The following is a 24,365-nucleotide window of genomic DNA, read 5'->3' as shown; positions in this document are numbered from 1 at the left end:
TCAATCCTTGGATTCATTGAGCAGGCTTGATCATGTGACCGTAATAACCAATGGATACTTCGCCTGTACCTCTTGCACCAATTGCATCGTTCTCGCCTCCAGCTTTTCCACGGTCCAGCAGTCCTCCGCGGCCAGTGCATGGTTCAGATAGAGACCGTTGTTGTACCCGACCTCCCGACCCTGGCTGTCGGTGCGGCTTTGCTTCTCAGCAAAGCTCTTATTGCCCAGTGCGCTGTTGTAGCCAGATATGGTTAGGTTACCCAGGCAGTGGGCGTAGGTCTGACGGTGTTGCTCGGCCAGACTCGCATCTCCATCGGCAATCATTTGCACCCAACTGTCAGGGATGTTTTCACCCTGGGGGAAGATATGCTCGATAGTCCATACATACTGCTTGCCTTTCAGCGCCCACAGATCGACCTTGGTTTCGCGAGTCATGCGGCCTTCCTCAAGGGCGCAAAGGACAAAGCGGCAAACCGCTTTATTGTCTTCGTAGATCGGACCTCTGAGGCTTTTCTCGAACTGCTCATCACTAGCGCTTTCGGCTTGAAGCGTGCGCTGAATATGATTGACCACATCACCAGCACGTAGCCCACGGATGGTCTCGGCCACATCCATGAAGATACGGGTCAAATCACGGGTAGGCGGTAGGTCGGTCGTGTTGCGCCGAACAAAGAAGGCAATCAGAAAGATCACTGCCTGTTCAAGGTGCTCATGATTCAGTTCCAGCTCGGTTTGGCGCTCCATCAGCACCATGAGAAGCAAATAAGCGGCAGCCCCCTGGATGCGGTCCAGCGAGAGCAGCAAGCTGGAGAGTTTGGGCTGCTCAGGCACAGCACGGTAGCCGACAATTTGAGCGTAGCGACTGGACAGACGAATCATGGCGTGCAAAAAGCCCTCGGCATCATGGGCGATCAGCTTTTCATACACCTGCATCAGGTTTGATTTGGTGGCCACCGGTACTGAAACGACATCCTTCAGATCGGGTTTGAACGCGTTGTAATACTGGCGAAAGAAACGCTCCTGCACGGCGTAGTCATCACCAAGGGCGTCAATCACCTTTTTCCAGCGGTTGTACTGCTTGTCGATGCTGCCAGGGTCTTTGGACTCCAGTACTGCGAGCAATTTGTTCTTGATGAGGTCAATGGCCGTCAACGGTACACCGCGATTGTTCAGCGACTCGAACAAGGTGTAGGCATCGGAATGCCCGGCGACCTCAATTTTGACCAGGGTGGCGGTGTTCACTTTCTCCAGCAGAGCCTGCAAGCTCACAATGGGGTCAGCACTGTGCTCCAGGTACAGTTCAATTCGGCTGATAAAATGCCGAAAGGCTTTCATAACCCGCCGATTGCCGGCATTCGGCACAATCTCCACATCGTCCAAAATGCCGGTCTGGCCGAGCACCGCGAAGTAGTCCTGTTGGTTGTTGTTCTGCACCTGGGGGATCAGGCGTGGCTGATCCGACTTTTTCTTCAGCACCAGTTTGTGCTTGAGGTTGTACAGCTCAATCTGTTGCTCCATGCCCAGATTCGGCAGGGTGCGGTAGCTCTGATAGACCGCCGCCAGCAGCAAAGACAGTGTGGTCATGCGTTGCTGCCCGTCCACCAGCTCCAGGCTTTGTACAGTCAGGGCATCTTGCGACTGGTTAATGCAGATGATCGAGCCGAGGAAATAATGCAGCTCGTTGTCCAACAGATCCTCAAACAGCGCATCCCACTGCGCACGGCTCCAGGTGTATTCACGCTGGTACCGCGGGATGGCATAAACCACCCCACTCTCGATATCGAGCAGGGTAGAAACCGGGTAGTTGTAAACGGACTTGATCATGGACTAGCTCCTTGCCGCCTGTTTCTCAGCCAACGTCAGATGGTGATCGTTAATCCGTGCGCCTTCGCCTTCGTCGTATTGCAGGCCGAGGGTGTACCAGGGGGCGGATTCGACGTCTTTGCCGCGGTCTTTGGCCCATTTGATGTTGGGCATCCAGCGCAGAATGCCCGCACCTTTTTTGCCGACACTGCGAGCGTTCAGGAATGGGCGGATGTTGAGGCGCACACCGTCGTTTAGATCAGGGGTCCAGCCGATGGGTTGTTCGGCCTGGGGCTTCCAGCGCACGAAAATATCGTAGGGGGCTTCGCCTTCGAGGATAGCTTCCAGCTCGTGCTTGAGCGCTTCGGCAGCAAGCAGCCGTTCCTGAGCCCCGTCTTCACCGTTGGCCATGCCGGCTTGTTGGGTGCGGATCCAGTCACCTAGATAGGTGTAGATCAGCCGTTCGAGGCCGGACTTGTCGAGTTTGTGGTAGTTGACCAGGGCGCTAAAGCCGTCGTTGAGTCCGTCCCAAATGTGCCAAATAAACGGCCGGTGCTGGAATAATTTACAGTGCTGCTCGAAGAACTTATCGCGCAGCCAGAGGTTGAGGGATTTGCTGCCGACGGTTTCCAGCAAGCGGTTTTTCAGTGGTGTGGTCCAGGCATCGCCGTAGGCGGCTTGCAGCAGAGCTTCCAGGCGTTGGTCGGCAGCTTTTTCACCGCGCACGGCGGGTAGGCAAACAATGCCGTCGTCATCCACATAGGCATCCAGTGCTTGGCATCGCTGCACCCATTCACGCTGTTCTGAGGCCAGCTCCATGTTTGCATCCAGCTCCGCCGGCCAGCGGTAGCCGAGCAGGCGGGCGACAGCCACTTGCAGCACGCTGTCATCGACACGCAGTTCGCCATGGGCGGTCCACTTGGCCTGTTCGTCCCAGATCACCGCGCCACAGGGATGACCGTGGAAGATCCATTGGGTAGGGTTGTTCGTGAAAGGCTGGGGTAGGCCGTTAGGGTATTTTTCTTCGGCGACACTAGTCCAATAGCCGAAGTCGAAAGGAACCTTAACCAACGTTCCATTGGCCACTATAATGTTTTGGTCAATTTCCCTTACTCGATCATGAAAATCCGGCGAGGTGCAATATACATACATCGCTTTAAGGCTCTTCATATCACGAGGAATAATCGCAGCCATAGACTTATCATAGCGGTTACCAAGGTAAAGAGAGCTACGCAGCCCCTTCATCAGCGCAATAGAAATACCTTTCTTGTGCCATGCTTGTTGCCCGCTCTGGTCTTGATTATGAATTCTCTCACGGTATAGCTTATCCATCCCTCTAACTCTGTTCGTTGTATGATCCCAAGCGACTAACAGAGACAATCCATCGAACATTGCATCGCTATTCTGTGCCGATGATTGCAGCCAATCCCAGCAACTCGGCTTTTCATAAAATTCCCAGTAGCAGCGCCCAAACTGTTCAAACCCACCTGTCCCTAAACCAAGAAAGCTATCTGCACTCTCAGCTAACAATGTATCTACTCCGAGTACATCTAAAGCAACGCGAGCATCCGGATTCTCCAATTGCTTACCCTGCTCCATACTCTTCACTTCATCCGCCAGCAGCCCCGCCGCCTTCTCTGCCGCGGTTCGTGCCTCGGACACATCCACTCCACGAATCCAGTTGTCCTGCTCGCCACTTTGCAGCAGATCCGCCGACTGGCCAGCCGCATTGCCTCGGCTCAGGCTAATCAGAATCGCTTTGACCACCTCACCACTGATGGTCTCGAATGCACCCGGCCCCAAGCGAGCAATCAAATGCCAGCTGTCGTTCTGCAGCAGCTTTTCTCGGAACTTTCTATAGGTTGTTTGAAACAGCCAGTTCTGCGGCAAAACAATACTTGCCGTGCCACCTTGGGTACAAAACTCCAAACAGCGGTCGAGGAAAACCGTAGCCAGATCGTTTTTGCCTGCGGGGTAATAGGCTTCGCAATACTCTTTGAGGGTATCGTTCTGCTTACCACGCGCCAGGTAAGGCACGTTGGTGATGACCCAGGTGTACTGCCCGGCCAGTAGCTCGGCGGCCTTTGCCAGGCCTTGAGCAACAATGCCCGCTTCCAAGCGGTTAGTGCGGACAGATACCTCTGCTTCGGCTTCACTCTGCTGGTTGATTTGCTCCTGCGACAGCGCCTCGCCTAGCAGTTGCTGCAATTGGCTCCACTGGGCGATTTGTGCGGCCTTGCTGTGGCGTGGGTTGATCAGACTGCCGAGTACCGGCGCATCCTGGAAGGTCTGGTACATCCAGTCCAGGGCGATGGTCAGGTTCTGCTTGCCGGCCTTACGGCTGAGTTCTTTCCATTCATCGCGGGCGGCGGCGATAGACAGACCACTACAGGCCAGGTGCATTTCCGGCAGGCTGCGATAGCCATCAGCGTCCGGATAGCGCCAGGCTTCCAGCGCTACAGTAAAGGCTGCCAGCTCCACGCAGCGCTGATCCAGCTCTAGGCCGTGCAGGTTATCTGTGAGCACACGATCGATGGCCTGCTGGGCCGTGAAATTCTCGGCCTGCATGCGCATGGGCACCAGCATCAAAAAGGCGGCGACTAGAAAATGGCCGGAGCCGCAGCAGGGGTCGAGCGCTTTGATTTCACTCAGCTGTTTGGGCCAGGCATCGAAGGTGCCGGAAGCTGGCTGCCATTGCTGGGTAGTTTCATCTTTTACAAACCGCAAAAACTTAAGTGGCACGCCGGGGATGGCGGCTTTGTCGCGCAGCTCCTGCTCGCTATTGGCCTGCTGCCAGTCGCTATCGGTCAGACGTTGACCGGCCCACCAGCTGCCCAGGCTGTTATCCAGCAGAAAGCTGACCATATAGGGTTCGGTAAACAGCTGCGTGACCGGCGAGAGTTCGTCGGCGCCAATCTTAACCTCGGAATCATTAACTTCTTTTTTTCGCTTGCTCTGCCAGAACTGATAGACCCAACCCAGGCTATCCTGGGCCTGGAAGGTTTCTATAGCCAGGCCGGTCACCAGCTGCTCAAGGCTGCGCTGATGTTCTGGGGCAAGCTCCAACTCGAATACCGGCGAGTCGATACGGAAAATTTGCGGCAGCATCTTGGAGGCCAGCACCCCAGCCAGCTCCCAGCCACTTTGGCAGTGGCGTTCTAGTTCGTCGCGAGCCACATCCGGGTCTTGCACCAGCTCATTACATTCGGCCAGGGTCAACTGCGTGTGCTCGTCATACATAAGCAAGTTGTTCTGCTCCAGAAAGCGCGCAAACAACATGCGGTGCCAGTGTTCGTAGGCGACTTCTGTGACAAGCTTGTGGATGGATTGTTGGCCGTTGGCATCTTTGTTATCACCTAGCTGACGGCCATGGGCGCGCAGACGGGTGCGCAGCTTGCGCTGCTCATCACTCAGATAGTCGGCCGGCTTAGCATCGCCCACGCCGAGTCGTTTGACGGCCTGGGTAGCCGCTTGCTCGGCGATGTCGCGGGCTTTGACGACAGTGGCTTCCAACGTACGGCGAAGGGCTTTATCGAGGGGCTGTCGAGTCATCAGAAGGTCACCGGTCCGTCGTTGAGTTTGTCGAGAACCTGTTGCTTCACTTCTGCCAGCCAGGTGTCGACGTCGGCTTCGGTCTCGAAGGTTTTGCGCGGCAGGCTGATGCGCTGCAGTTTGGGTTGCAGCAGTTGAACGGCTTCCATGCGTGCGTTATCAAATTTACTGGACAGCGACTCAGTGCGATCTGTCCACTGCTCCAGGCTGACTTCATTGAGGCTGTCAATAATGGCCTCGGCGTCGTTCAGCGCCGGTTGCGCCAAGGAAAGCAGTTTACGTTTGCCGAGGATGTCGCTTTTTTGCTGCTCACTGAGTTGCTGCCAGTGGCTGTCGGCCTGCAGTTGGATTAGGCATTCGGCATACCGGTCCTGATAGGCCTGCACATGAAACTGGATGGCATCGCGCAGCTTATTAACCAGCTGCTGAACCAGGCCGGATACCGGATTGGGGTCATCCAGCAGGGATCGATGGCTGACTATGGCATCCACCTCGGTCTGGATAGCAGCATGGAAAGACAGACCACGACTAAGATCGAGCAGGTTTTTGAGCCGCGCCCAATCACTGCGCCGCGCTTCGATACGTTGGGCAATATCGGCCCAAGCTTTGACCGCCTGTTTTATGGCGTCTTGCTCATCGAGCACATGCTTGAGTTGTGCATTACCAGAGTGACGCGCCAGCTCGTCGAAAATACGGCTGTCGGGGGTTTTCGGCAGAGGGGCTTCCCCCCCGGCGCGCTTGGCTAGTTCACGACCTTTTTCAGCCAGAAGTGGCAGCTTGCTAGCTTCTTCACCGGGCTGACAATCGATGCCGCTGCTGCTGAGTACACCACGTATCTTGATCAGGTCTACCGGGCGGATGGTGATGCTTTCCGGCTTATAGCTGGTTTGAGTGATCTGCTTGCGATCCAGCGTTGTGGCGGTAACCGGGTTATTGCGGTTGTCGTAGGCGATGAGAATGCCAGTGGCCATGAGGACGGCCAGACCGCCGTCGATGGCGTCCTGCGGCCAGCCGTAGGAGCCGCCCAGAAAGTGCTCACGGATCTCGCTGCCTTTTTTCGATACCCCGATATAGCGCTTGATGGCCGCACACACCGGGTGCTGTTCGACATCACCGCTGTAGCCCAGTGCTTCCAGGGCGTTTTGCCCACCCTCTTTACTGGCGCGGTCGTATACCTTGCCCCAGCCGGGGTGGTCGGCGGCATCGAAGTCGCGATAGAGGCGAATCAACGAGGCTTTGGCAGCGGTTTCTACTCGTTCAGCAATCGTGTTGCCGTCTACTTCGTTGCCTCCGGCCTGAAGCACTTGCACACCTTCGAAGATTTCGCGCAGAAATGCTTGCACCTGCTTTTGCGCATCGCGGTAGCGGGTTTCCATCGCGCTGCGGGCGTCTTTGCCGGCATCGGTATTGGGGATGCCGCGATTTTCCAAGGTGGCGTGAGCTGCGTGTTCGGCAAGGATGGCGTTTGTTAACTCGGAGCGATTACGTCCCGGCACAAATACGAAAATAGTAGGATCTCCGGGGTGACAACTGCGAGCATCTGCAAGAAAGCTTTTTTCCGTTATGCCTAATCCGATCTCGTCCTGCACCCAGACGTAGACTTTTTCTTTGGCGTCTTTGGGCAACTCGGCGTCAAAGCAAGGGATAACTTGGCGCGGCTCGTTGCACTTGCCCTGGGTGAGACGCACCTGGGCTAATTGGCGGCGCAGTTCTTTGTGCAACAGGTCTACGCGGATATTTTCGATACGCTGCATATTGCCGCGCAGGTCGGCTTCTTCCTGGCGAAGTGTGTCGTACCACTGCGCACTCTCCTGAGTTTGCAAACGGAACTCGGTGCCGGTGCTGGTTTGCATAGGCATAACCAGACCTTCGTCGGCCAATGCCTGCAGCAGTTTAGGCACGCTGGTACGAATAGAATCTTTGCCACTATTGAGGTCATCAATCAGCAGGTCAGCCAGCATGTCGGCGGTGGCCCGCACTCCGCAGTCGGCGGTGGGATCTGAAGGCAGTTTACCGATCAGCAGCACCAACCCTAGAATGCGCGACTTGAGCTTATCGTCAGCATCGCCGGCGGACAGGCGAGCAATGGTTTCGGCAATTTCTTTGGAGATTACGCCCGTTTGCAGCAGGTTGACTGCGATTTGGTTGTAAATGAAGTCCGCCGGCACCACATGGCCAAGCGGCAAATCGGCGGTGGCCTGAGCGGCTTCGTGGATGACCTTGAGCTGGTTACGCAATTGCGAAACAGTGCCGGTGGTGTCGACAATACGCAGCACCCGCTCCCAGAAGCGGCGGCGCACAGGAAGCAGCGGGTAATCGGCCAACATGACTTTTTCGTCATCTTGATGATGCTCGATTTTGGTACCACGCAGCTGGCGCGAGATCTCGCCCAGATGGGACTTCAGCACCTGTTCCAACTGCGGTTTGGCCGATGCTTTTTTCTGAAGGATGACCTTGCGGATCACCGACTCGACATCGGTATCGGACAACTGAATTGGAATCTGGAAGCGACCGAGCAGACGCTGCAAATTAGGCATGCCCGACAGGGCGCTCTGGCCGGTGGCAACAAACAGCAGCTTGTTCTGGAAGATAGAATGCTTGCAGCAGGTTTCTACTACTTCTTGGACTTGGTGCGCTTTGTCGGTATCGGAGCCGACGTACTGTTGCACCTCATCGAGCACCACCAAGGTTAGCGGGAACTGACCTTCTTTGGATAGGGCGTCGTAAATAGCATCGACCATCTGCTGGTTGGTGACATCCTGAACGTTTGGGTACTGCTCACGCAGTAGCTGGCGCACACCTTTGATGTCATCGCCCAGGGTGCTGTCTACCTCAAGCAGTGCCCCGGCAATGCTTCGGGAAACGTAGAGGTCTTCTAGCTCGTCGTCCCAGCTGTCGCCCGCAGTTTCGACCTTGTCTTTGATCCGATCAAAAATACCCTGCTTTTTCAGCCACAGCACAAAGCGGGCCTGATGGTACTGCTCGGGAAGACCGGCGGACTTGAACACAATGTTGAGCAGCGCCAGACGCACGTTGTTGTTAGCACCGGAGCCCAAAGTACCAGAGGCGGCATGCAGACCGCCGTGGCGTTTTGCGGCGTTGCTCAGCTCCTTAAAGTGGTCTATGACCTCCTGCGGCAAATCGGCAATATCGCGAGCAGAGACGCCATCGCTGAACGGCTGGTTAGTCCACAGCGCGCGGAGCATTTTGGCCAGGTGCGATTTACCGGAACCGAAGAAGCCAGAGATCCACACACCGGGCTGTTCGTGCTGGCCGCCCAAATTGCGCAGGTAGGCAGACAGTATTTTGTCGAGCCCGGCTTGGTACTCACCATCGCAGACAAAGGTTTGCAACTCGTAGCGCAGGGTCTTGAGTGCCTGGGCTGACTGGTCGTCCTTAACTTCAGCTACACCATTGTTTTCCAGGCGATTCTGCTGGGGGTCGAGCTGGTAAATCTCGCGGTTCAACATCCTGGGCATGCTCCCTTTGCGCCTACTGCGCCAATCTGTGCGTTAGTGTCTTTATATGACTGAATCAGTTATCTGCGGTGATCGCAGTAGCCTGGTAACCCCAGCCATCGCGGGCATCGAGCAGGCGGTAGCTGTTATTAATGTACTCACCTGGAAAGAGCACCAATAGGCGTCCCGGAACATGCTCGGCCAGCTGTTTAACAAAGTCAGAGACCGAGGCAAAACCAAACAGGGTGCCGCAGCCTATGAGGGCGACAACGGTCTTATCATCGGCTTGGTTGTTGATTCGTTCAGCTAGCTCTTCGACCGACTGACGGACAAAGGTCTTATACTTGGGAGCTAGGGTATCCGGGTCTTCAAAGTAGTCTTCGCGGTACTTCTGCTTGGCCATCCAGCCAGAGAACAGGCGGGTAACATCCAGCTCAAGCCACGGGTGACCGGCGCTTTCGGTAGCCAGTCGAAACTCTTCAACCCTGGCACGCAGTTTGAGCTCGTCCTCTTTATGGTAAACGGCAAACAACACCCGCTGTTCATTGGCCAAGCCCTTCATCCAAGGCAGGCTGATATGGTTGGCGTAGCTCTTGATAAGGCGGTTCAGTCGGTTACTCATGCAACCAGGACTCCTCTTCCTTGCTCAGGTAGTCGGGGAAGGTTACTTCCACCACCTCACTGGAGTGTTTGAAATTAATCATCCCGCTGTAGCTGGCCTGACGGGCCAACTCCAGCAATCGCTCCTGGCGGCTGCTAAGCAGGAGGGTCCATTTACTGGTAAACAGCCGGTTGCCGGTGGCGCCTTGCAAATAAGCGAGAAACAAGGCAAACACCACGTTGACCGGGCGCACCACTGGCTCAGCACGGTGCTTTTTAGTTCGCCCTTTCAGAAAGCCTGCATGCGTCCAGGTGCCGTTGACGTTCTGCGCCAGAGATTTAAGCATCGCTTTGCTGTAGCGATCAGGGCATTGCTCGTCCAGCGCCTGCTCCATTTCCTCACGGGGCAGCCATTGACCTGACGCCAGCGAAAGGATCTTGTCTTGGGACAGTTGCAGCAGCGGGTCCCGAGCCAGCGCCATTTGGCAAGCAAGCATGGGTCTTGCGGATTCGTCGCTCTCCCATAAACGGCGAAAGGTCCGGAACAGCGGGAGAGTGATATCCATGCCATAAAGGTCGATCAGGTGACGCCAAGTCAGCTTTCTTGCCTTCTCAGTTGGCTTATGCAGCACGTTGAATAGTTCTATGTCTTCCTGGTATTGGGCGAGGCTCGCCTCAATTCCACGACCATGAAACAGCTCGGTAATCTCTGCCAGCATCATGGTGCGGGCGGAGTGGGCACCGTTGCGGCCGAACTTGAAGCCAAATTTTTGTTGGGATTCGGTCGTGCTCATCAGCGGCCGTTCTCATCATTAAAGCCAGGGGCAATGGACAGGTTGACCTGGTTTGCGACCCACTCGGGGTCACGCAACGCCAGTTGATACTCATCAGGGTGCAATGATGCCTTGGGACTGCAGTCGACACCCCAACGCCGCAGCAGATAGCCGGCCATTACTGCCCGGACTGACAGTTTGATGGATTGCCCGGAGTCGAGACCGTAATCCAACTCGATGGCACGGGAATAGGTTGCGCGGGGGTGCGGAATCAGCTCCAGCTCCACTTCACGATTCCACTCCTGATCCTGAGCCAAAGACTCAACCGTTGCATCGATCAAACCGTCCACTTCGTCTGCGACGGTGATGCGGGTCAGCACAAAATCCCTGAACTCGGAATGCGATCTACAATAGGCGCGCGTATGCCAGCGCTGGCCAGTATTGACCAAGCTGTGCGGCACAATTTCACGTGTAGATTCACCGCTACTAACAGACACATAACGGATGGTCAGCGCCTTGGCTGCATACATGGCACGGGATACCGCTGCCAGAATATCTAGATCGGGCTGATTCAGTGTCGGCGCAGAGTCAACAAGAATCGGCTGGTCACAGGCTTCCAATCCCACCCCTTGGCCCCAGGTCAGGGTTTGCAGGGTATGTTCACAATCATAGATGAACAGAGGTTGGAAGCCTTTAGCCCTGCGATACACCTTGTCGCGGTGGTCATAATCCAGGTTATCAGGTGCCAACTGACGGTAGAGAGTGAAGTCCCGAGTGGCGTTTGACAGTGCAATGCCAAAGCGACGCACCAGATCCTGCCGGGACACCTGACCACGAAAACGCGCGAGGAAATCGATCTGCCAAAGGCGTTCGCGTTGATTAGGTGAGGCTCCACCCGGTGCCAGATTCGGCATTTAAATTGATCCTTGTCCACACTGCCATCATTAGTCATGCTAAAAATGATGATAACAGGGCATCTTAGCGACGAACCAGGGATTTCTATAGTGTTGGCGCCTCTACTCGAGGCAAGACCAGAGTCGTGACTTAGCTCCTGCTGCATCCAAAGCAATGGTGGTTGTCCCCATACAACTTCGTAGCTGACTTGCACAGGTAGCTGGCGCGGTAGAACAGACCCGGCAGCACGTCCTCATCGCCGGCACGCAGATACCGGTTTAATCGGTACTCTGCGTTGCGAGGGATCTCGACCAGCCCGTCAACTTGATCGTCAGGCAGGCCCAAAGCACTGGCCCATGCCTCCTCCATGCGACTAAAGATCCTTGGTCGTCTGGATACAAGCCGACCTACTGCCCGGTACGCATCTCGATTGAGCAATATCACCAGGTGGTAATGAGGCCTGTTGCCATTCCCCACTTCTCTGGCCCAGACGTAGCGGACCTTGCAGTCATGAGCGTACAGGCTCCGCTCACGAGCCTTGTCACGGTTATGCTCGATCTTCGCGCTGAAGGAAGCTACGAACCTACTTATGACCTCATTCGTGTACGCATATTCAGGTAGATCGACTCCGAGCGGCAGACGGAGATCCACTCTAAAGGCCAGTACTCTGGAGTATTGGCTAAGAGCCAAATCTATGGTGCGCTTCAAGCGGGATAGGTATTGCCGAACGAAGGGGCCTTTCTCGACCATGACTGGCAAGCCTTCGAAGGTGTCTTCGCGGTGCAGATGGAGATTGGTGTTATCGGGATGTCGAAGCATGGTTATGACTCTCAGTTAGTGAGTTACATAACCAGTGCCTACTGTGTAATTTTTAACCGCTACCTTTTCCGGGCCGATAGACCTCTACCGAGTAGATAGTTGTGATACCACCGGTATGCGAGCCAAAGGGGTAATAGCCCATCAGGTGATGATGTATCCAGCCTACTAACCTTACAGGTGGTAAGTAGTAGTAAAAGCATATTACCCATACCGAAAACACCTTCCTCGATGTGCCTGGGAAAATGACCCCGACTAACCAGCCACACCGTCATTTTCACCCTATGCCTCACTCCGGAAATAAATCATCGTCCGGCAGCTCCAACAGCTCCGGCACTGGCCCTCTGACCTCCAGCAACCCGAGCGATGGGGAGCAACATCACCCGGACTTACTGGAGGGAGTGCCAAGTGGTCGGCAAGGCTCAACCGGCATAAAGGCCATGACGGGCTTTCGCCCGGTCATGGCCTAAAAGTTAGCTACTAGCTGACCACGCCCAGGCGGCCAAGTCGGACTGGAGAGTCTTCAGCCGAATCGCGCTCCTCAATCCTTGCCAGGATCCAGTCGTGTACCTCGCTGTCTACCCAGCCGACGCAGCGATCCCCCAACGAAACCGGCTTCGGGAAGGTGCCCTCCCCGATGTACTTGTAGATGGTCGACCGTGCCAAGCCGGTCGAATCGATTACTTCTTTCAGGCGAATGATCCTCATGAGCGGGCTCCTCTGTTAGCTCAGAGGATCTGCAGTGGCAGTAAAAAAATACTGTTCAGGAACAATCCAAAATCGTAATCACGGCAATCACCTTGTCAGTGCCAGGACTTCCGCATCAGCGTCGGTGCGAGCACTCATTCAGTAGTACGCAGACCCGCCACGGGCATAATTTCAAAGGAGCGTGACCATCCCTAGTCAATCGTGGCCTCAACAAACTGCTTAAGTAACCCGACTGGCATGGAAGCATTCAGGTTTAACGACTTACCAAAATCCAGTTTGCAGCAACCATAAAAGCTATAAGGGTCATACAAACCGGCCCCCAACAGAATTTAATCTCATCTATTACAACCCTATCTTACGTCTAAAAATCGTCTTAACATGCTCTACAAAACATCTATAAGCGATCTATCCATGACCTTTATTCTGAGCGAAGACGCTCAAAAAGATGACGATGACAATCTTTCTGCCTTGCTGACTGGATGGTCACTAAATAACCGAGAGGTGGCCTGGCTGTGGCTATCTCTAGTCGGACGGGAAGGAGAGCGCCTCGATGACTGCCAATTCAATAGCCCTACGATGCGTGACAAAATCGCGCGGACACTCAAGTACAAGCGAAGTCTAAAGCGCGATCTTGAACACGCTCGAGAAACGCAACTCCTTCCGCTGGAGGCTTTTGGCTGGATAGAAAGGAACGGGCGGCAGCCAAAATGGTTGGCAGTAGAAGCCATGAGGAAGACCAACCTAAGGCTTCGCAACAGCATTTTCCGAACACTGCCCAACAAGGATCAGGTGATAGTACTTTTCGATCTTTGGAATACGGATTTCGGTAGGAAAGAGAGGGCGTTACGCTACCTTGCGGAAGACTGGAATGAGCACCTGCGAACCGACAAAATCTTCAAGTGGTTCAAAGACCAAGATGAGCGAGAAAAATGCTCACTGGCGTGGAGCTGGCTTGAGCAGAACCAGCCGACGCTCATCCGACGAGAGAAGCCTTTCACCCGACACGGCGAGCTACTGGAGTTTTTCGACCACAGTGGTGCCTCATCCGGCGAAAAAGAGCTCTACGTGGAGAAGATCAAGAGACGCTGGAGCACGCAAAAGACGCGAGTGAACGCTACCCACAAGAAGCAGTACAACTTTGTGCTTAACAACAACATCAACGCCGCGCTCGATAAGCTTGCCGAAGAGCATCAGTTGTCCAGGACGAAAATTCTTGAGGAGCTCATACTGAGTGAGACAGCGCACAGGCTTTACCTCGTGACACGATAAGTTCTCTCAACCCAAAGCGTCCCAAATTCAAATTCATCGATGGGTATTCCAGAAGGTATTCCAAGAGAATACTTAACCGATAATTATCTATTAAAATCAACAACTTAATAACCCAGTTCAGATTACCCCGGCCCACCAACTCTCAACGACAAAGCCCGCCAAGTGCGGGCTTTGTCGCATCTGGGTGATGCAATGCTGCTCAGGGTTGATGCTGAATCGCACACCGCTCAGCGACTTTTCAGCAACATCCATCTCGGGCGTTCTGCCTACTGACCATTCCCAACTGAAGGTCCGTCATATGCCTGCTCGCAGGTCATTCCTCGGGCATGGTGGTCCTGAACATATCCTGCCAGCTAGCCCACTCTTTCATCAGCGCGCTTGAACAGGTCGACAAGCACCATGCCGGTACGGGCATTCCTACGAAGCCGGTGCGCAGCTTTTCCGGTCAGAGCAGCCGGTGCGCTTGAGCAATGTCAGGAGCAGATCGGCGCGCTGTGTATCGGTCTTCACCGTTTGGCGTCGGTCGTAGGCGTGGCCTTTGCGGGTCCGCTACTGCACATGCTCGGCCATGAGTAGGGCGGCTTTCACCTTTATGGCGAGACTTCCGGCGGCAAGACAAAGCATCTGCAAGTGGCCCTCGATCTACGGCGCGCCGCGGCTGGTGCGTTCGTGGCGGTCCACCGACAACGCGCTCGAATCCATTGCCGCCGCGCATTCCGACGGCCTTCTGGTCTTGGATGAAATCGGCATGTGCGACCCGCGCATTATCGGCGAGACGGTGTACATGCTCGGCAATGGCACCGGCAAGGCACGCGCCAACGATCGAGGCCAAGCTGGCCGACAGGTACAGGAGTGGCGCTTGCTATTTCTCTCCACCGGCGAGAAGACCTTGGCCCAGCACATGGCAGAAGCGAACAAGGAACTGAAAGCGGGTATGGAAGTGCGCATGCTCGCTGTCCCGGCCGATGCCAGCAAAGGCCTTGGCATGTTCGATGTGCTTAACGGTTTTGAGGATGCGGCGGCACTGTCCGACGCGCTCAAGGCACGCGTAGCGAAGTACTACGGCACGCCGCTCACGGCCTTTCTGACGGCGCTGTGTGAACCCGGTAAGCGTCACGGATGGTCCGCCATCCTGCGCCGCACGCTGGAAGGCTTTATTGCCTAGTCGTTACCAGCATCGGCCAGTGGACAAGCGCACCGTGCAGCCGCTCGCTTCGGTCTCGCCGCAGCAGCGGGCGAGCTGGCCACGGCGATGGGCATCACAGGCTGGCCCGACGGCACTGCCACCACCGCTGCTCGAGTGTGTCTCAATGCATGGATGAACGAGCGCGGCCGCGCAGGCAACTTCGAGGGCGATGCGATCTTGGCGCGGCTGCGCCAGGTCATCGAGCGCTTCGGTGAAAGCCGCTTCACGCGATGGGAATCAGCGGCGGCAAAAATCGATGAGCACGGGCCGCGCACTATCGACCGACTCGGCTTTCGTAAAACGCTGGAGCACGGTTTGGGCGACGCTCTTCACACCACCAATACCTACTACGTGCTCCCCGAGTTATGGCGCTCGGAAATCTTCCGAGGCATGAACATAAACGCGGTGAACAAGGAACTGCTACAGCGCGGTGTTCTGGAGCCCGGCAAAGACGGTAAGGCGTCGAGCCTGATCCGGCTACCCGGTCTCGGCACGCAACGCTGCTACATCGTGAAGACGATTCCAGGAATGGATGAGAGCGAGGCTCGGGCTGCCTGAGGGCATCTCTGCTGATCGAGGTAGCGCCGGCTTATTTCCGGCCTCGCCAGCCAGCCAAACAACCCACAATCAAATTGAACAGAGACTGAGCACATGAACGATATTCAAGACCTGAAAGACCGTCGCGACCAACTGCGCAGCGAGGCAGAACGGTTGCACGCCGAAATGCTGCCACTTGAGACCGTGCTGGAAGGTGACGCCCCGTTAGAACCAGATCGGAAACGCGAACTGCGGGACAAGTACAACGAGCTGAAACGGCATTTCGACTCGAGCAACAACAATGCCGACCTTTTGGATCGGAAGATCAGTCGCCATGAGAATCTTCTCAACTGCGATTCCCTGATGGCGGGTTACATCGAGGCGATGGATAACTGGAAGGCTGATGAGCAGGAGCTAAACGAAAAGCGCCAAAGCCTCAGCACTCGCCTAGAACAGATCCGCAATCAGGCAGCGGAGGACATGACCAAAGCGCGCCAGGCGGAAACGGACGCTGCCACTGCATACGCACAGGCCGTTGGGGCGATACCGAAGGCGAGAAGACCGCCAACACCGACGCACAAAAGGCGGCGAAGAACCTGACAGCCGCCGCCGAACATGACCGGCGGCAACACCTGATCATCGCCGCTTTGGATCAAGAGATGCTCACCGTAGATAAATACATCGCTGAAGCGCAGGAAAAACATAGGGCGATAGAACGCACCGCGCTTTGGCTCTCGCAGACTGTGCTGGAGGAGCGATGGAACGAGGCCGCGAAAGCGTTGTTCGAGGTGGGTGGAAAGCTATGGGCTAATTACAAACTGCTGGATCTTGATCAGGTAGGGATGATGAATCTGGCCGTCCCCGAACAAGGTGAAAATCATGGGCGATGGACATGGCACGAGCTCATAAACCGCTCTTACCAATACAGCGCGCGGGACTTAATCCAGCTCGACAGCCCGCCAGTGCAGCAGCCCGAAGATATGAGCAATCTGGATCAACGCAAGGATGGACTTAATGAACAAGCCGATACAGAACAGCGCGAGCTGGTCTAACACGCTTAAAAATCGGAAGGCCCATCTCAGTGCACTGCTGAAGACCATCAACGCGGGGCCGGGCAAAACCGATCCAATACAGACGTTAACCATCAACGCGATTAAATCGGAAATGGCGCATATTGAAAGCCAACTGAATCGCCGGAAATAGTGATGAACTTGCATCCACCGCTACTATCCAAATAACCACGTACAGCCAGTCAGAACAAGGAAATTCAAATGTCCAAACTCGCGGAATACCGTCAGCTGGAAAAACACCTAGCTGAGCAGCTCCAGGCACTGGAAGCACTGAAAGGTAATGACGGCCTGAAGAAAGAAATTGAGTTCGAAACAAAGCTGCGCAAACTGCTCGATCAGTATGGTTTCAGTCTGAAGCACATCATCAATCTGCTGGAACCGCACCACACCGCTAATCGTCAAGCTGTAGCTTCACCTAAAAAAACTCGCAAGCAGCGCGAAACCAAGGTGTATAAAAACCCGACCACCGGTGAAGTAATCGAAACTAAAGGCGGGAATCATAGAGCCTTGAAACAGTGGAAAGCTGAATTTGGAGCCGACGTCGTCGAAGGATGGCTGAAGAACTAAAAACAGCTTCACCTGAATAAGGGCTCATCAAGGGCCCTTTTTTGTTGTATGCCTTTAACCCCCTAAATTAATATACAACTCCCAGCCGAAACCACGACAGACGTGCGCAGTCGGGCGCTTCAATACCCGGATTGATGGCGGCTTCCGGCTAATAGCACACCATCGCGGGCATACTCTTATTGAGTTATAAACTCATGCCTTTCACTGACTCAGGTGTCGCCACTGCCACTGCCACTGCCACTGCCAACAAACTGCCGCTGATTCTCGTCAGAAGAGAAGCAGCGCTAGGGCCGCCATCTCTTGGAGCTCCTGGGATATTCAGAGCGGCGTGTCCCGCATCAGTTCAATCATTCACTTTTACAGAGCCAGATCAGTAACCGGTAAATCTCACGTAGCTGAGATGATTGTAAAGGAGACGTAGCAATCAAATAAAAATCTATTTTGTCCCTTCACCGTGAATGGTATTAGTTGGCAAGTAGCACCTCACTAAAACAAGCGCTCATTGATCACGCCTTAAAGGTAAGGCGTCTTGCTGTGATTTTTTCTGAGTTACCCAATATCTGGAGAACGACATTATTTGTCGAATTTATGATCGCGTCACCGAAAATCCGCTCAAACTTCGTATGACTGAACTCCATGCTTGGTAGCTTTATATCGGCACAGAGACCAGCTAAGTAGTCTGGGAGCCTAACGTGCGCCGCATAATCTGTTTTTCCGTCCATATACGGGTAGGCGAACAAAAACTGCGGCTTGTTAGGGTATTTGACAGCCCCTGACTGGAGTCGAAAGAGGAGAAACAAGATGTAAGCGATGTCAAAAGCGACCTCGTTATACTTTTCGAAAGTCGCATCGCGATCAGTAACCCAGCGGAGGTGAGACGGTTCCTTGAGCTGATTCAAAGTCAAAAAAAGGAATGCGGCAAATGTAGATGTCAGAAGTACTTGCCTAGCAAGTTTGGCATTGAATTTTTTTCGTTTAACATCAAATGCAAACTCCCCAAGAGCTTTGTCGATTCGCTTCCAGTATTCTCTATCTGCTTCAGGCTCAGCGGACCATAACGCAATGAGCTCACGCAGCCCTAAGCAAAAATCATGGATATTTTCGTTAGTGATGAAATCTCTTAGCAGCTTCGATTCCCTCTCAACAATGAAAGAGACGCTGAACGTGACTGGAAAGTTGAGGTAGGAGATCAGTCCCTCGGAAGCCTGACGGGTTTTCTTCAGATCCTTTGGCGCTACATTCGCAATGTATTCTGAGAAATTCTGATCAGTATCGTGCCTAAGCGTGATGACAAACGAGAAGCTATCGTTAGCCTTATCCGTATTGCCCACGCAGTAATCTGAATAGACATTCCACGCGGCGTCCGCCCGATACTTTTCAAACCAGACCTGCATGTCGTTAGTGAGCGATGGGCTGTTGTCGGTGAGCAGTTTGAGTAGATCGAACATGTGCTTACCTGCTGAAGATGTGTGAGGCCATCCTACCAGCGAAAGCGCGGAAACATTCAGCTAGCCAGGCTCAAAACGCGGAAAACCCCGAAAGCGCTGGCGGGGTTGCCTCCCCATCTAACGTCAGGCTCCTTATCTGACCGCAATGCACAAGTTATCCGCCACGGTTTGTACATACCCACAAAATCTTTGAGCCGCAACTACGAATCAATTGCTGCGGCTAAAGAGTGATCGCTTTCGGCAAAAAAACAGTGGAGATGTACTCTTTTGGTTGCCCGCAGCTGGACATGACAGGCGGGGATCGGGAAAAGTGGCGATGGACTAAATAATGGCCAATCGTTATCATTTCATCACGCCCCCGCAAACCCAGCCACATTTTAGCTGCGCATATGCTATCTCCCTCGTTTAGACAAAGATTTCAGTTACATTTTTTAGCTCAGGATATTAATAGTGATAAAACATTTCATATTAGACACAAACGTTTTGGTTCAGCATCCTGATATTCTAGCCATGGCTGCGGGAAATAACTTAGTCATTCCTCAGGTAGTTCTCGATCAGTTCAAGCAAAGGCGCTCACGCGGAGTTAACGGTGGCGTTCAAGAAGTAATCGACGAAGCGATAAAGAAAGGTGTTCGCATCGCTCAAGCACCATTCCAATTGGTGACTGAGCCGGTAGTATCCCCTAAAGATGCGCACCGGCTCGATCACACGGATCTGGAAATAGCACGAATCGTTCAATATTATGCTGAACTCGACGGCAAAGCCTCAGTCTGCCTTGTTACAGCAGACAACTTTCTTACTAAATTTATAAAATATTATGGACTTAGATGCATTAGCGGAGCTGAGCTACTAGGAGAATTACGGGATGTGGCGATAGATAAAAGCATTGAAGCCACTGCAAGAAATATTATTTCAAAACAACAGCGTTACTTAATCACAAGCTTCTTACTCGGCATCGTTGTAACCATCCTCGGCATTTTGACATTCATCAACCTTCAGTTATTGATTTCATCCATTTCAGTTTGGGGTACACTATTCGTACTTCCGATGCTCGGCATCGGCCTGTATTGGTACAGAGAACATTATCGCCTATCCTATGGCTTTTTTGAATTTGGAGCCGGTCTGGTCATGGCTTACAATGTTGTTATTCCTGATTTTGATTATTCAAGTTTCAGTGTAATTAAAGCCATCCAAATCCTCGCAGGGCTTTACGTTATGGTAAGAGGGTTAGACAATATTGGTAAAAGTGTTGAAGGCACGCGACTCGAGCAAATTTGGAAAAAGATTTTCAACTAGAATCTTTTACAGCAGCCGTGTTTTTTGCTATTTCTTTCTGACATGGTGAACACTTGTGTACTTTACAGTCAACCTGTGAAAATCATTACATTTCCGCTCAGAAATTACTTTAGCGAAATAGCTGGATTAAAAAGTGAGAATTCATGCGCAAGCCACAGATACCGCGTGTCTAATTTCTGGTCGATAGCAGCCTGTTATGAAGAGCTGTTACCGGCCAGAAGCTTATTCTCACTGAACACTGTCTACATGCCGAAGAAATGAGACAGTGAACACTTCTCATATTCATCCTCGGTAAAAATTACGAATATTTAATTTTAGTTGAGGTTTTAGATGGAAGATTTTCCACTAATATTTGGCGTAGTAATGGGTGTCGCTCCAGCTTTCCTTATACTTACCCTGGTTAAAGGCCATGAGCCTTGGAGACTCACTTCGCTTTTAGCAGGCGTCATATTGATTATGGAGGCCACATTAGTTTTAGGCATGATGTCGGAATTTTCTTCAATATTTAGCTTTCTTAAAGACAGAGGCACAATGACCGAAGAAATGATTGAGCATGCCCAACGTAACAATTCGCTATGGACAATAATGTTCCCAGCTATAGTTGGAGCAATCGGTGCAAACTATGTAACTGCTTGGTTTCAGTCTAAAAAACCATAGGCCAACTTACCACGATAGCCACCCAGTCTATGGATTATGGATTCAATGGCCGCATCAGGTCGTGATCGAGCCGTGGGCAAGGATCCTGGTTTCTAAGGCACGTCTGTTGCGGCCTATTTTTTAAGCCTTTGAGAGTGGGCGCCAAATGAATACTGCTCATTGACAAGTCAAAACACTAAAGAACATATTACTTTAATATTTGAAATACCATAATTGAGGCGATGAGGTCGGCACCATACTTTCTAACTACGGCACTATAAAATTCTGGTTCCACATGCCTAGCGAATGCAAGCCGCCCTTTGAGCGCATAGATATCTTCACCAGATAATTCGCCAAGCGAATACTTGTGAATCAGTGACCTAAAGTACCTCTTTCTTTCCCGACCTAGAGATACTTTGTCGTCATTTGTCAGCACAAGCCCTGTGATATGACGATTGTTACCTTTTGATGAAAAAACAGTCTTATCTGAATTAATTCTTAATTTTGGGTAAGTTAGCTCCGCGCAGATCTTATTAACCACATCGAGAAGTCCAAACAACACCCCCCTAACATTGGTAGTAAATGTAAGATCATCCGCATAACGAGTATAGTTAACCCCGACGCGAGCACATTCATCGAACACCTTGCAGTCAAACTCATACATTAATGTGTTTGATATAAAAGGTGATGATGGTGCACCGATACTAAGCCTGTGCAAAGGATCTTTTTTTCTAGCCCAGAAAAAGATTTTTTTTACTGCATATGCATCCTCTCGAGAAACACTTCCTTTGTGTTTCTTTATGTGCAGAATAAGATCACTCGGGTTTATAGAAGGAAAAAATTCTGAAAAATCCATCTTTAAAAGATATTTGCTATCTAGGTGCGCGACAGCGTTTTCCTTGATGCTGACTCCGTCTCGATATGCTGTGGCGCAATCATGTACAGGAAGGTCTTTCAAAAAGCTATCCAGAACCATACGCTGAATAACTTTAAGCACTTCTGTAGGCTGCGCAATAACCCTTACCCCTCGACCACCCCTTTTAGGAATTGTATACACCTTATACCGATAAGGCGCCGTATTCACAAAGGTTACAAGTTCTGCTGTGCTAATCAACAGCTTACTTGCCAGTTGTTCTAATATCAGCATCAGTCCGCCCCCACCGGTAGAATCACTGGCTCAGGCACAGCCTTAGCGTAGGCTGACTGAATAACATGCATTCTTTTTGCCTCGCCATCATTGGTTGCATAATACTGCTGAGCTGAAAGCTTTACCTTAGTCGGTTCGAATTTACCCGCAAATTCCACCATTACCACATCGAGAGTCACATAATAATACCCGACATGCCCTCGCTTTGAGCTGTCAATTAAATTAAACTTACCAAGAAGAAAAAGAAGTCTTTTGAGCTTATCCCTTGAAACAGTAATACCAATAGCCTGAAGATAAGCTTCAATTTCCATAAACTTTAAAGCCCTGAAAACCTTTACAACCTCATAGATTAAAAAGGCGATATGCCCCTCATTATCTTTATTGAATGCTTCTGAACCATCCCTGGTTGATATTGCACCTAAAATATCCTCTCTCATTTCTTTCAATGAAGTAGAGAGGCTTCCTGAAAGATCATCATCATCCCACGGGTATGAGCAGACGCTACTTTCCTTTACGCCTTGTAAATATCTTAAAGGCCCGAGCCTTATGAAAGAATTTTCCTCATAATGATCTTGCCTTACAAAAACCAATATTTTATTTTTCAGCGATTTGTTTTTTACGAATAGCCCAAGCTCCGCCAGCGCACCTGGACTTTCTAGAATAATAACTATCAGGGACGATATGTGTGCAATATCACTCTCGAAAGCCAAGAGATCCTTATAAACAGCATCATGAATCCAATCTTTAAAGTCTTCAGCAAGAGTAATACTGTCCGCGAGATGACATCGGGCTTTATGCAGATATTCAACCAGCGCCCCTCTAACAGAAATCGGCACAGCCGATTTAACGTCGATCTGGCCGCCGCAGAGAAAAAGGATTGGGTGAGTCAGGATTACACGGGAGTTTTCGAGAGAAATAAATGCTAGCGACTCGAGTCTTTTATCATCGAACTTCAAAGTCACTTTAATCAACCCTAGTCCATGGCACTTGTTTGCGTCTCCAGGAGGTCTCTTTACCAAAGATATAGCGGCGAAGGCTCGCGTGGGCTTTGCGAGGAGTGCGAGGTACGAGTGCGACGAGTGAAGCCCACGCGAGCCTTCGTCGCAACTAATACCGCTCAATAAATTAGAGTCTGGCTATACACCGGACTAGAGCTCGAAAGCTCCTAAAACGCGTAAAGAGGACGCCATCTTATTAGGGCACAAGGTTTTGTCAAGCCTACTTTTCGGGGGATCCGAAGGACTGTTCAATCCGCCTTGAAGATGTGGTGAGCTCATTCTCAACGGGCTGCACACTCTACTGTCCGTTCCTAGCTCTAAAGCACACTGTAGTGGTCAACTAATCCCGGACACGACGTTAAGTTTTCTTCTGCCCGCGCTGGCGCCAACCCACCGTTGAATTGATGGGGTCGAATCCAGTTGTAGCGATGCATCAAGAATTGGCTGATATCACGCTGGGCTTCTTGAGCCGTTCTGTAGCCCGTGGTCGGTATCCATTCTGTTTTCAAGCTGCGGAACACGCGCTCCATCGGCGCGTTGTCCCAGCAATTTCCCCACCGGCTCATGCTCTGGCGCATGCGATAACGCCACAGCCGCTGGCGAAAGAGTCGGCTTGCATATTGCGATCCCTGGTCCGAGTGGAATAGCAGATCCGAAGGCCTGCCACGCTGCTCATAAGCCATATCCAGCGCCTTGATCACCAGCTCAGCGTCCGGCTTTTCCGACAACGCCCAGCCCACGATCCGGCGTGTGCAAAGATCCAGCACGACAGCCAGGTAATGCCACTTTCCTTGCGCCCAAATGTAGGTGATGTCGCCGCACCACACTTGGTTGGGTGCCGGAACATCGAACTCCCGATTCAAGATGTTCGGGATATCCAACCGTTCAACTGTCGCTCGTTTATAGGCATGTGATCCGGGCTGTTTGCTTACTAAATCAAGCTCGCGCATCAGGCTGCGCACTTTGAATCGACCGAGCTGCTCACCGTCGTCACGCATCAGCGACAGGATGCTGCGGCTGCCCGAAGCACTGCGACTTTGCGAGAACAGCTCGCTCACCCGGCTGCGCAATCGAAGCCGTTCGACATCAGGTGTTCGGCGCCTAAGGCGCTGGGCGTAGTAACACGAGCGAGTGACATCAAACACCTTGCACAGCCAATCAGTCGGCTCATGGACGCTCAGCTGATTGATCAGCGCGTACGCTCGTGATCTTCCGACATCAAGAGCGCGGTAGCCTTTTAATATCGATTTTTCCCGTTCAAGGCGGGCGATCCGGGCTTCCAGCTCCTGGATTTTCTGCTGTTCCGGGGTCAGCGCTTTGCTCTGTGGAGTGACGCCTTGGCGCTCCTGCTGAACCTGATCAACCCAGCGGCGCAGGGCCGACTCGCCGACGCCGAGTGAACGGCTGGCTTCGATGTAGCTGTAGTTTTGCTTTGAGCACGAGGTCGGCAGCCTCGCGTTTGAATTCAGCGGAAAAACACGACGTTGTTTGGTCATCTGACACCTCAATCTGGCGAGCATTCTCGCCTAAATGGGTGTCCGGTTTCATTAGACCACTACACACATATCCAAGACATCTTTAGCGCCTTGACAAAACCTCTTCTGGCT

At 52.5% G+C, this 24,365-nt stretch carries 16 protein-coding genes and 3 pseudogenes; 7 read left to right on the top strand and 12 right to left on the bottom strand.

The genetic code is table 11. From position 1 onward, the window contains the following. Positions 1–30: 30 nt before the first annotated feature. The 8 genes from C2E19_RS05080 to C2E19_RS05045 all read right to left on the bottom strand — a co-directional run bounded on the left by C2E19_RS05080 (position 31) and on the right by C2E19_RS05045 (position 12,604). The gene (locus C2E19_RS05080) at positions 31–1,824 is read right to left on the bottom strand and encodes a DUF262 domain-containing protein (RefSeq protein ID WP_129388881.1); all 1,794 of its coding nucleotides are present in this window, start codon (positions 1,822–1,824) and stop codon (positions 31–33) included. Between the two features lie 3 nt (positions 1,825–1,827). After that, the gene (locus C2E19_RS05075; protein WP_129388878.1) at positions 1,828–5,355 is read right to left on the bottom strand and encodes an Eco57I restriction-modification methylase domain-containing protein; all 3,528 of its coding nucleotides are present in this window, start codon (positions 5,353–5,355) and stop codon (positions 1,828–1,830) included. Further along, a complete protein-coding gene (gene brxC, locus C2E19_RS05070) occupies positions 5,355–8,825 on the bottom strand; it encodes a BREX system P-loop protein BrxC (protein WP_129388875.1) in 3,471 nt (1,156 codons plus the stop codon). The genes C2E19_RS05075 and brxC overlap by 1 nt, the downstream gene beginning before the upstream one ends. Before the next feature lie 64 nt (positions 8,826–8,889). After that, complete coding sequence (locus C2E19_RS05065; protein ID WP_057429192.1) at positions 8,890–9,435, bottom strand: BREX protein BrxB domain-containing protein; 546 nt, start codon at positions 9,433–9,435, stop codon at positions 8,890–8,892. Beyond that, positions 9,428–10,207: a hypothetical protein gene (locus tag C2E19_RS05060; protein WP_057429191.1), complete on the bottom strand. Its 780-nt coding sequence runs from the start codon at positions 10,205–10,207 to the stop codon at positions 9,428–9,430. Before C2E19_RS05060 ends, C2E19_RS05065 begins: the two co-directional genes overlap by 8 nt. After that, on the bottom strand, positions 10,207–11,100 hold the full coding sequence (locus tag C2E19_RS05055) for a WYL domain-containing protein (RefSeq protein ID WP_057429190.1): 894 nt from the start codon (positions 11,098–11,100) through the stop codon (positions 10,207–10,209). Before C2E19_RS05055 ends, C2E19_RS05060 begins: the two co-directional genes overlap by 1 nt. A gap of 130 nt (positions 11,101–11,230) precedes the next feature. Beyond that, positions 11,231–11,899, bottom strand: coding sequence for an inovirus Gp2 family protein (locus C2E19_RS05050; RefSeq protein WP_057429189.1), 669 nt, complete (start codon positions 11,897–11,899; stop codon positions 11,231–11,233). 477 nt (positions 11,900–12,376) lie between these two features. Further along, entirely contained in the window at positions 12,377–12,604 is a 228-nt protein-coding gene (locus C2E19_RS05045; protein WP_057024534.1) for an AlpA family transcriptional regulator, read from the bottom strand. Positions 12,605–13,015: 411 nt separating this feature from the next. Between C2E19_RS05045 and C2E19_RS05040 the strand changes: the two genes are divergently transcribed. From C2E19_RS05040 to C2E19_RS05020, 5 genes and pseudogenes are all read left to right on the top strand, one after another. After that, a complete protein-coding gene (locus tag C2E19_RS05040) occupies positions 13,016–13,873 on the top strand; it encodes a hypothetical protein (protein ID WP_129388871.1) in 858 nt (285 codons plus the stop codon). Between the two features lie 412 nt (positions 13,874–14,285). Further along, a pseudogene (locus tag C2E19_RS05035) lies at positions 14,286–15,617 on the top strand (DUF927 domain-containing protein); the annotation flags it as partial. 93 nt (positions 15,618–15,710) lie between these two features. After that, positions 15,711–16,648 (top strand): annotated as a pseudogene (locus C2E19_RS05030) (chromosome segregation protein SMC). Further along, entirely contained in the window at positions 16,611–16,799 is a 189-nt protein-coding gene (locus C2E19_RS05025) for a hypothetical protein (RefSeq protein WP_129388869.1), read from the top strand. The pseudogene C2E19_RS05030 and the gene C2E19_RS05025 overlap by 38 nt, the downstream one beginning before the upstream one ends. Before the next feature lie 68 nt (positions 16,800–16,867). Beyond that, entirely contained in the window at positions 16,868–17,233 is a 366-nt protein-coding gene (locus C2E19_RS05020) for a histone-like nucleoid-structuring protein, MvaT/MvaU family (RefSeq protein WP_129388866.1), read from the top strand. A 506-nt stretch (positions 17,234–17,739) separates the two neighbouring features. On the opposite strand, the gene C2E19_RS05015 is transcribed toward C2E19_RS05020, so the two are convergent. Continuing rightward, positions 17,740–18,681 (bottom strand): GCN5 family acetyltransferase, encoded by a 942-nt coding sequence (locus tag C2E19_RS05015; protein WP_129388864.1) that lies wholly within the window; start codon positions 18,679–18,681, stop codon positions 17,740–17,742. A gap of 450 nt (positions 18,682–19,131) precedes the next feature. On the opposite strand from C2E19_RS05015, the gene C2E19_RS05010 reads away from it, so the two are divergent. Both C2E19_RS05010 and C2E19_RS05005 read left to right on the top strand, forming a co-directional pair. Beyond that, positions 19,132–19,977, top strand: coding sequence for a PIN domain-containing protein (locus tag C2E19_RS05010; protein WP_164979403.1), 846 nt, complete (start codon positions 19,132–19,134; stop codon positions 19,975–19,977). Between the two features lie 330 nt (positions 19,978–20,307). Next, positions 20,308–20,634: a hypothetical protein gene (locus C2E19_RS05005; RefSeq protein WP_129388858.1), complete on the top strand. Its 327-nt coding sequence runs from the start codon at positions 20,308–20,310 to the stop codon at positions 20,632–20,634. A gap of 187 nt (positions 20,635–20,821) precedes the next feature. On the opposite strand, the gene C2E19_RS05000 is transcribed toward C2E19_RS05005, so the two are convergent. From C2E19_RS05000 to C2E19_RS04990, 3 genes and pseudogenes are all read right to left on the bottom strand, one after another. Then, the gene (locus C2E19_RS05000) at positions 20,822–21,760 is read right to left on the bottom strand and encodes a retron St85 family RNA-directed DNA polymerase (protein WP_129388855.1); all 939 of its coding nucleotides are present in this window, start codon (positions 21,758–21,760) and stop codon (positions 20,822–20,824) included. Beyond that, positions 21,760–22,722, bottom strand: coding sequence for a retron St85 family effector protein (locus tag C2E19_RS04995; RefSeq protein ID WP_129388852.1), 963 nt, complete (start codon positions 22,720–22,722; stop codon positions 21,760–21,762). Before C2E19_RS04995 ends, C2E19_RS05000 begins: the two co-directional genes overlap by 1 nt. Before the next feature lie 372 nt (positions 22,723–23,094). Next, positions 23,095–24,254, bottom strand: a pseudogene (locus C2E19_RS04990) (IS3 family transposase). Positions 24,255–24,365 lie beyond the last annotated feature (111 nt).

This window comes from Pseudomonas sp. DTU12.3 (assembly GCF_004124275.1).
Classification (GTDB): domain Bacteria; phylum Pseudomonadota; class Gammaproteobacteria; order Pseudomonadales; family Pseudomonadaceae; genus Aquipseudomonas; species Aquipseudomonas helmanticensis.
This window is presented reverse-complemented; position numbering and strand designations above follow the sequence as displayed.

Coding starts and splice junctions, on each gene's coding strand:
- C2E19_RS05080 (WP_129388881.1), bottom strand. CDS start 1,824: ATGATCAAGTCCGTTTACAACTACCCGGTTTCTACCCTGCTCGATATC.
- C2E19_RS05075 (WP_129388878.1), bottom strand. CDS start 5,355: ATGACTCGACAGCCCCTCGATAAAGCCCTTCGCCGTACGTTGGAAGCC.
- brxC (WP_129388875.1), bottom strand. CDS start 8,825: ATGTTGAACCGCGAGATTTACCAGCTCGACCCCCAGCAGAATCGCCTG.
- C2E19_RS05065 (WP_057429192.1), bottom strand. CDS start 9,435: ATGAGTAACCGACTGAACCGCCTTATCAAGAGCTACGCCAACCATATC.
- C2E19_RS05060 (WP_057429191.1), bottom strand. CDS start 10,207: ATGAGCACGACCGAATCCCAACAAAAATTTGGCTTCAAGTTCGGCCGC.
- C2E19_RS05055 (WP_057429190.1), bottom strand. CDS start 11,100: ATGCCGAATCTGGCACCGGGTGGAGCCTCACCTAATCAACGCGAACGC.
- C2E19_RS05050 (WP_057429189.1), bottom strand. CDS start 11,899: ATGCTTCGACATCCCGATAACACCAATCTCCATCTGCACCGCGAAGAC.
- C2E19_RS05045 (WP_057024534.1), bottom strand. CDS start 12,604: ATGAGGATCATTCGCCTGAAAGAAGTAATCGATTCGACCGGCTTGGCA.
- C2E19_RS05040 (WP_129388871.1), top strand. CDS start 13,016: ATGACCTTTATTCTGAGCGAAGACGCTCAAAAAGATGACGATGACAAT.
- C2E19_RS05025 (WP_129388869.1), top strand. CDS start 16,611: ATGAACAAGCCGATACAGAACAGCGCGAGCTGGTCTAACACGCTTAAA.
- C2E19_RS05020 (WP_129388866.1), top strand. CDS start 16,868: ATGTCCAAACTCGCGGAATACCGTCAGCTGGAAAAACACCTAGCTGAG.
- C2E19_RS05015 (WP_129388864.1), bottom strand. CDS start 18,681: ATGTTCGATCTACTCAAACTGCTCACCGACAACAGCCCATCGCTCACT.
- C2E19_RS05005 (WP_129388858.1), top strand. CDS start 20,308: ATGGAAGATTTTCCACTAATATTTGGCGTAGTAATGGGTGTCGCTCCA.
- C2E19_RS05000 (WP_129388855.1), bottom strand. CDS start 21,760: ATGCTGATATTAGAACAACTGGCAAGTAAGCTGTTGATTAGCACAGCA.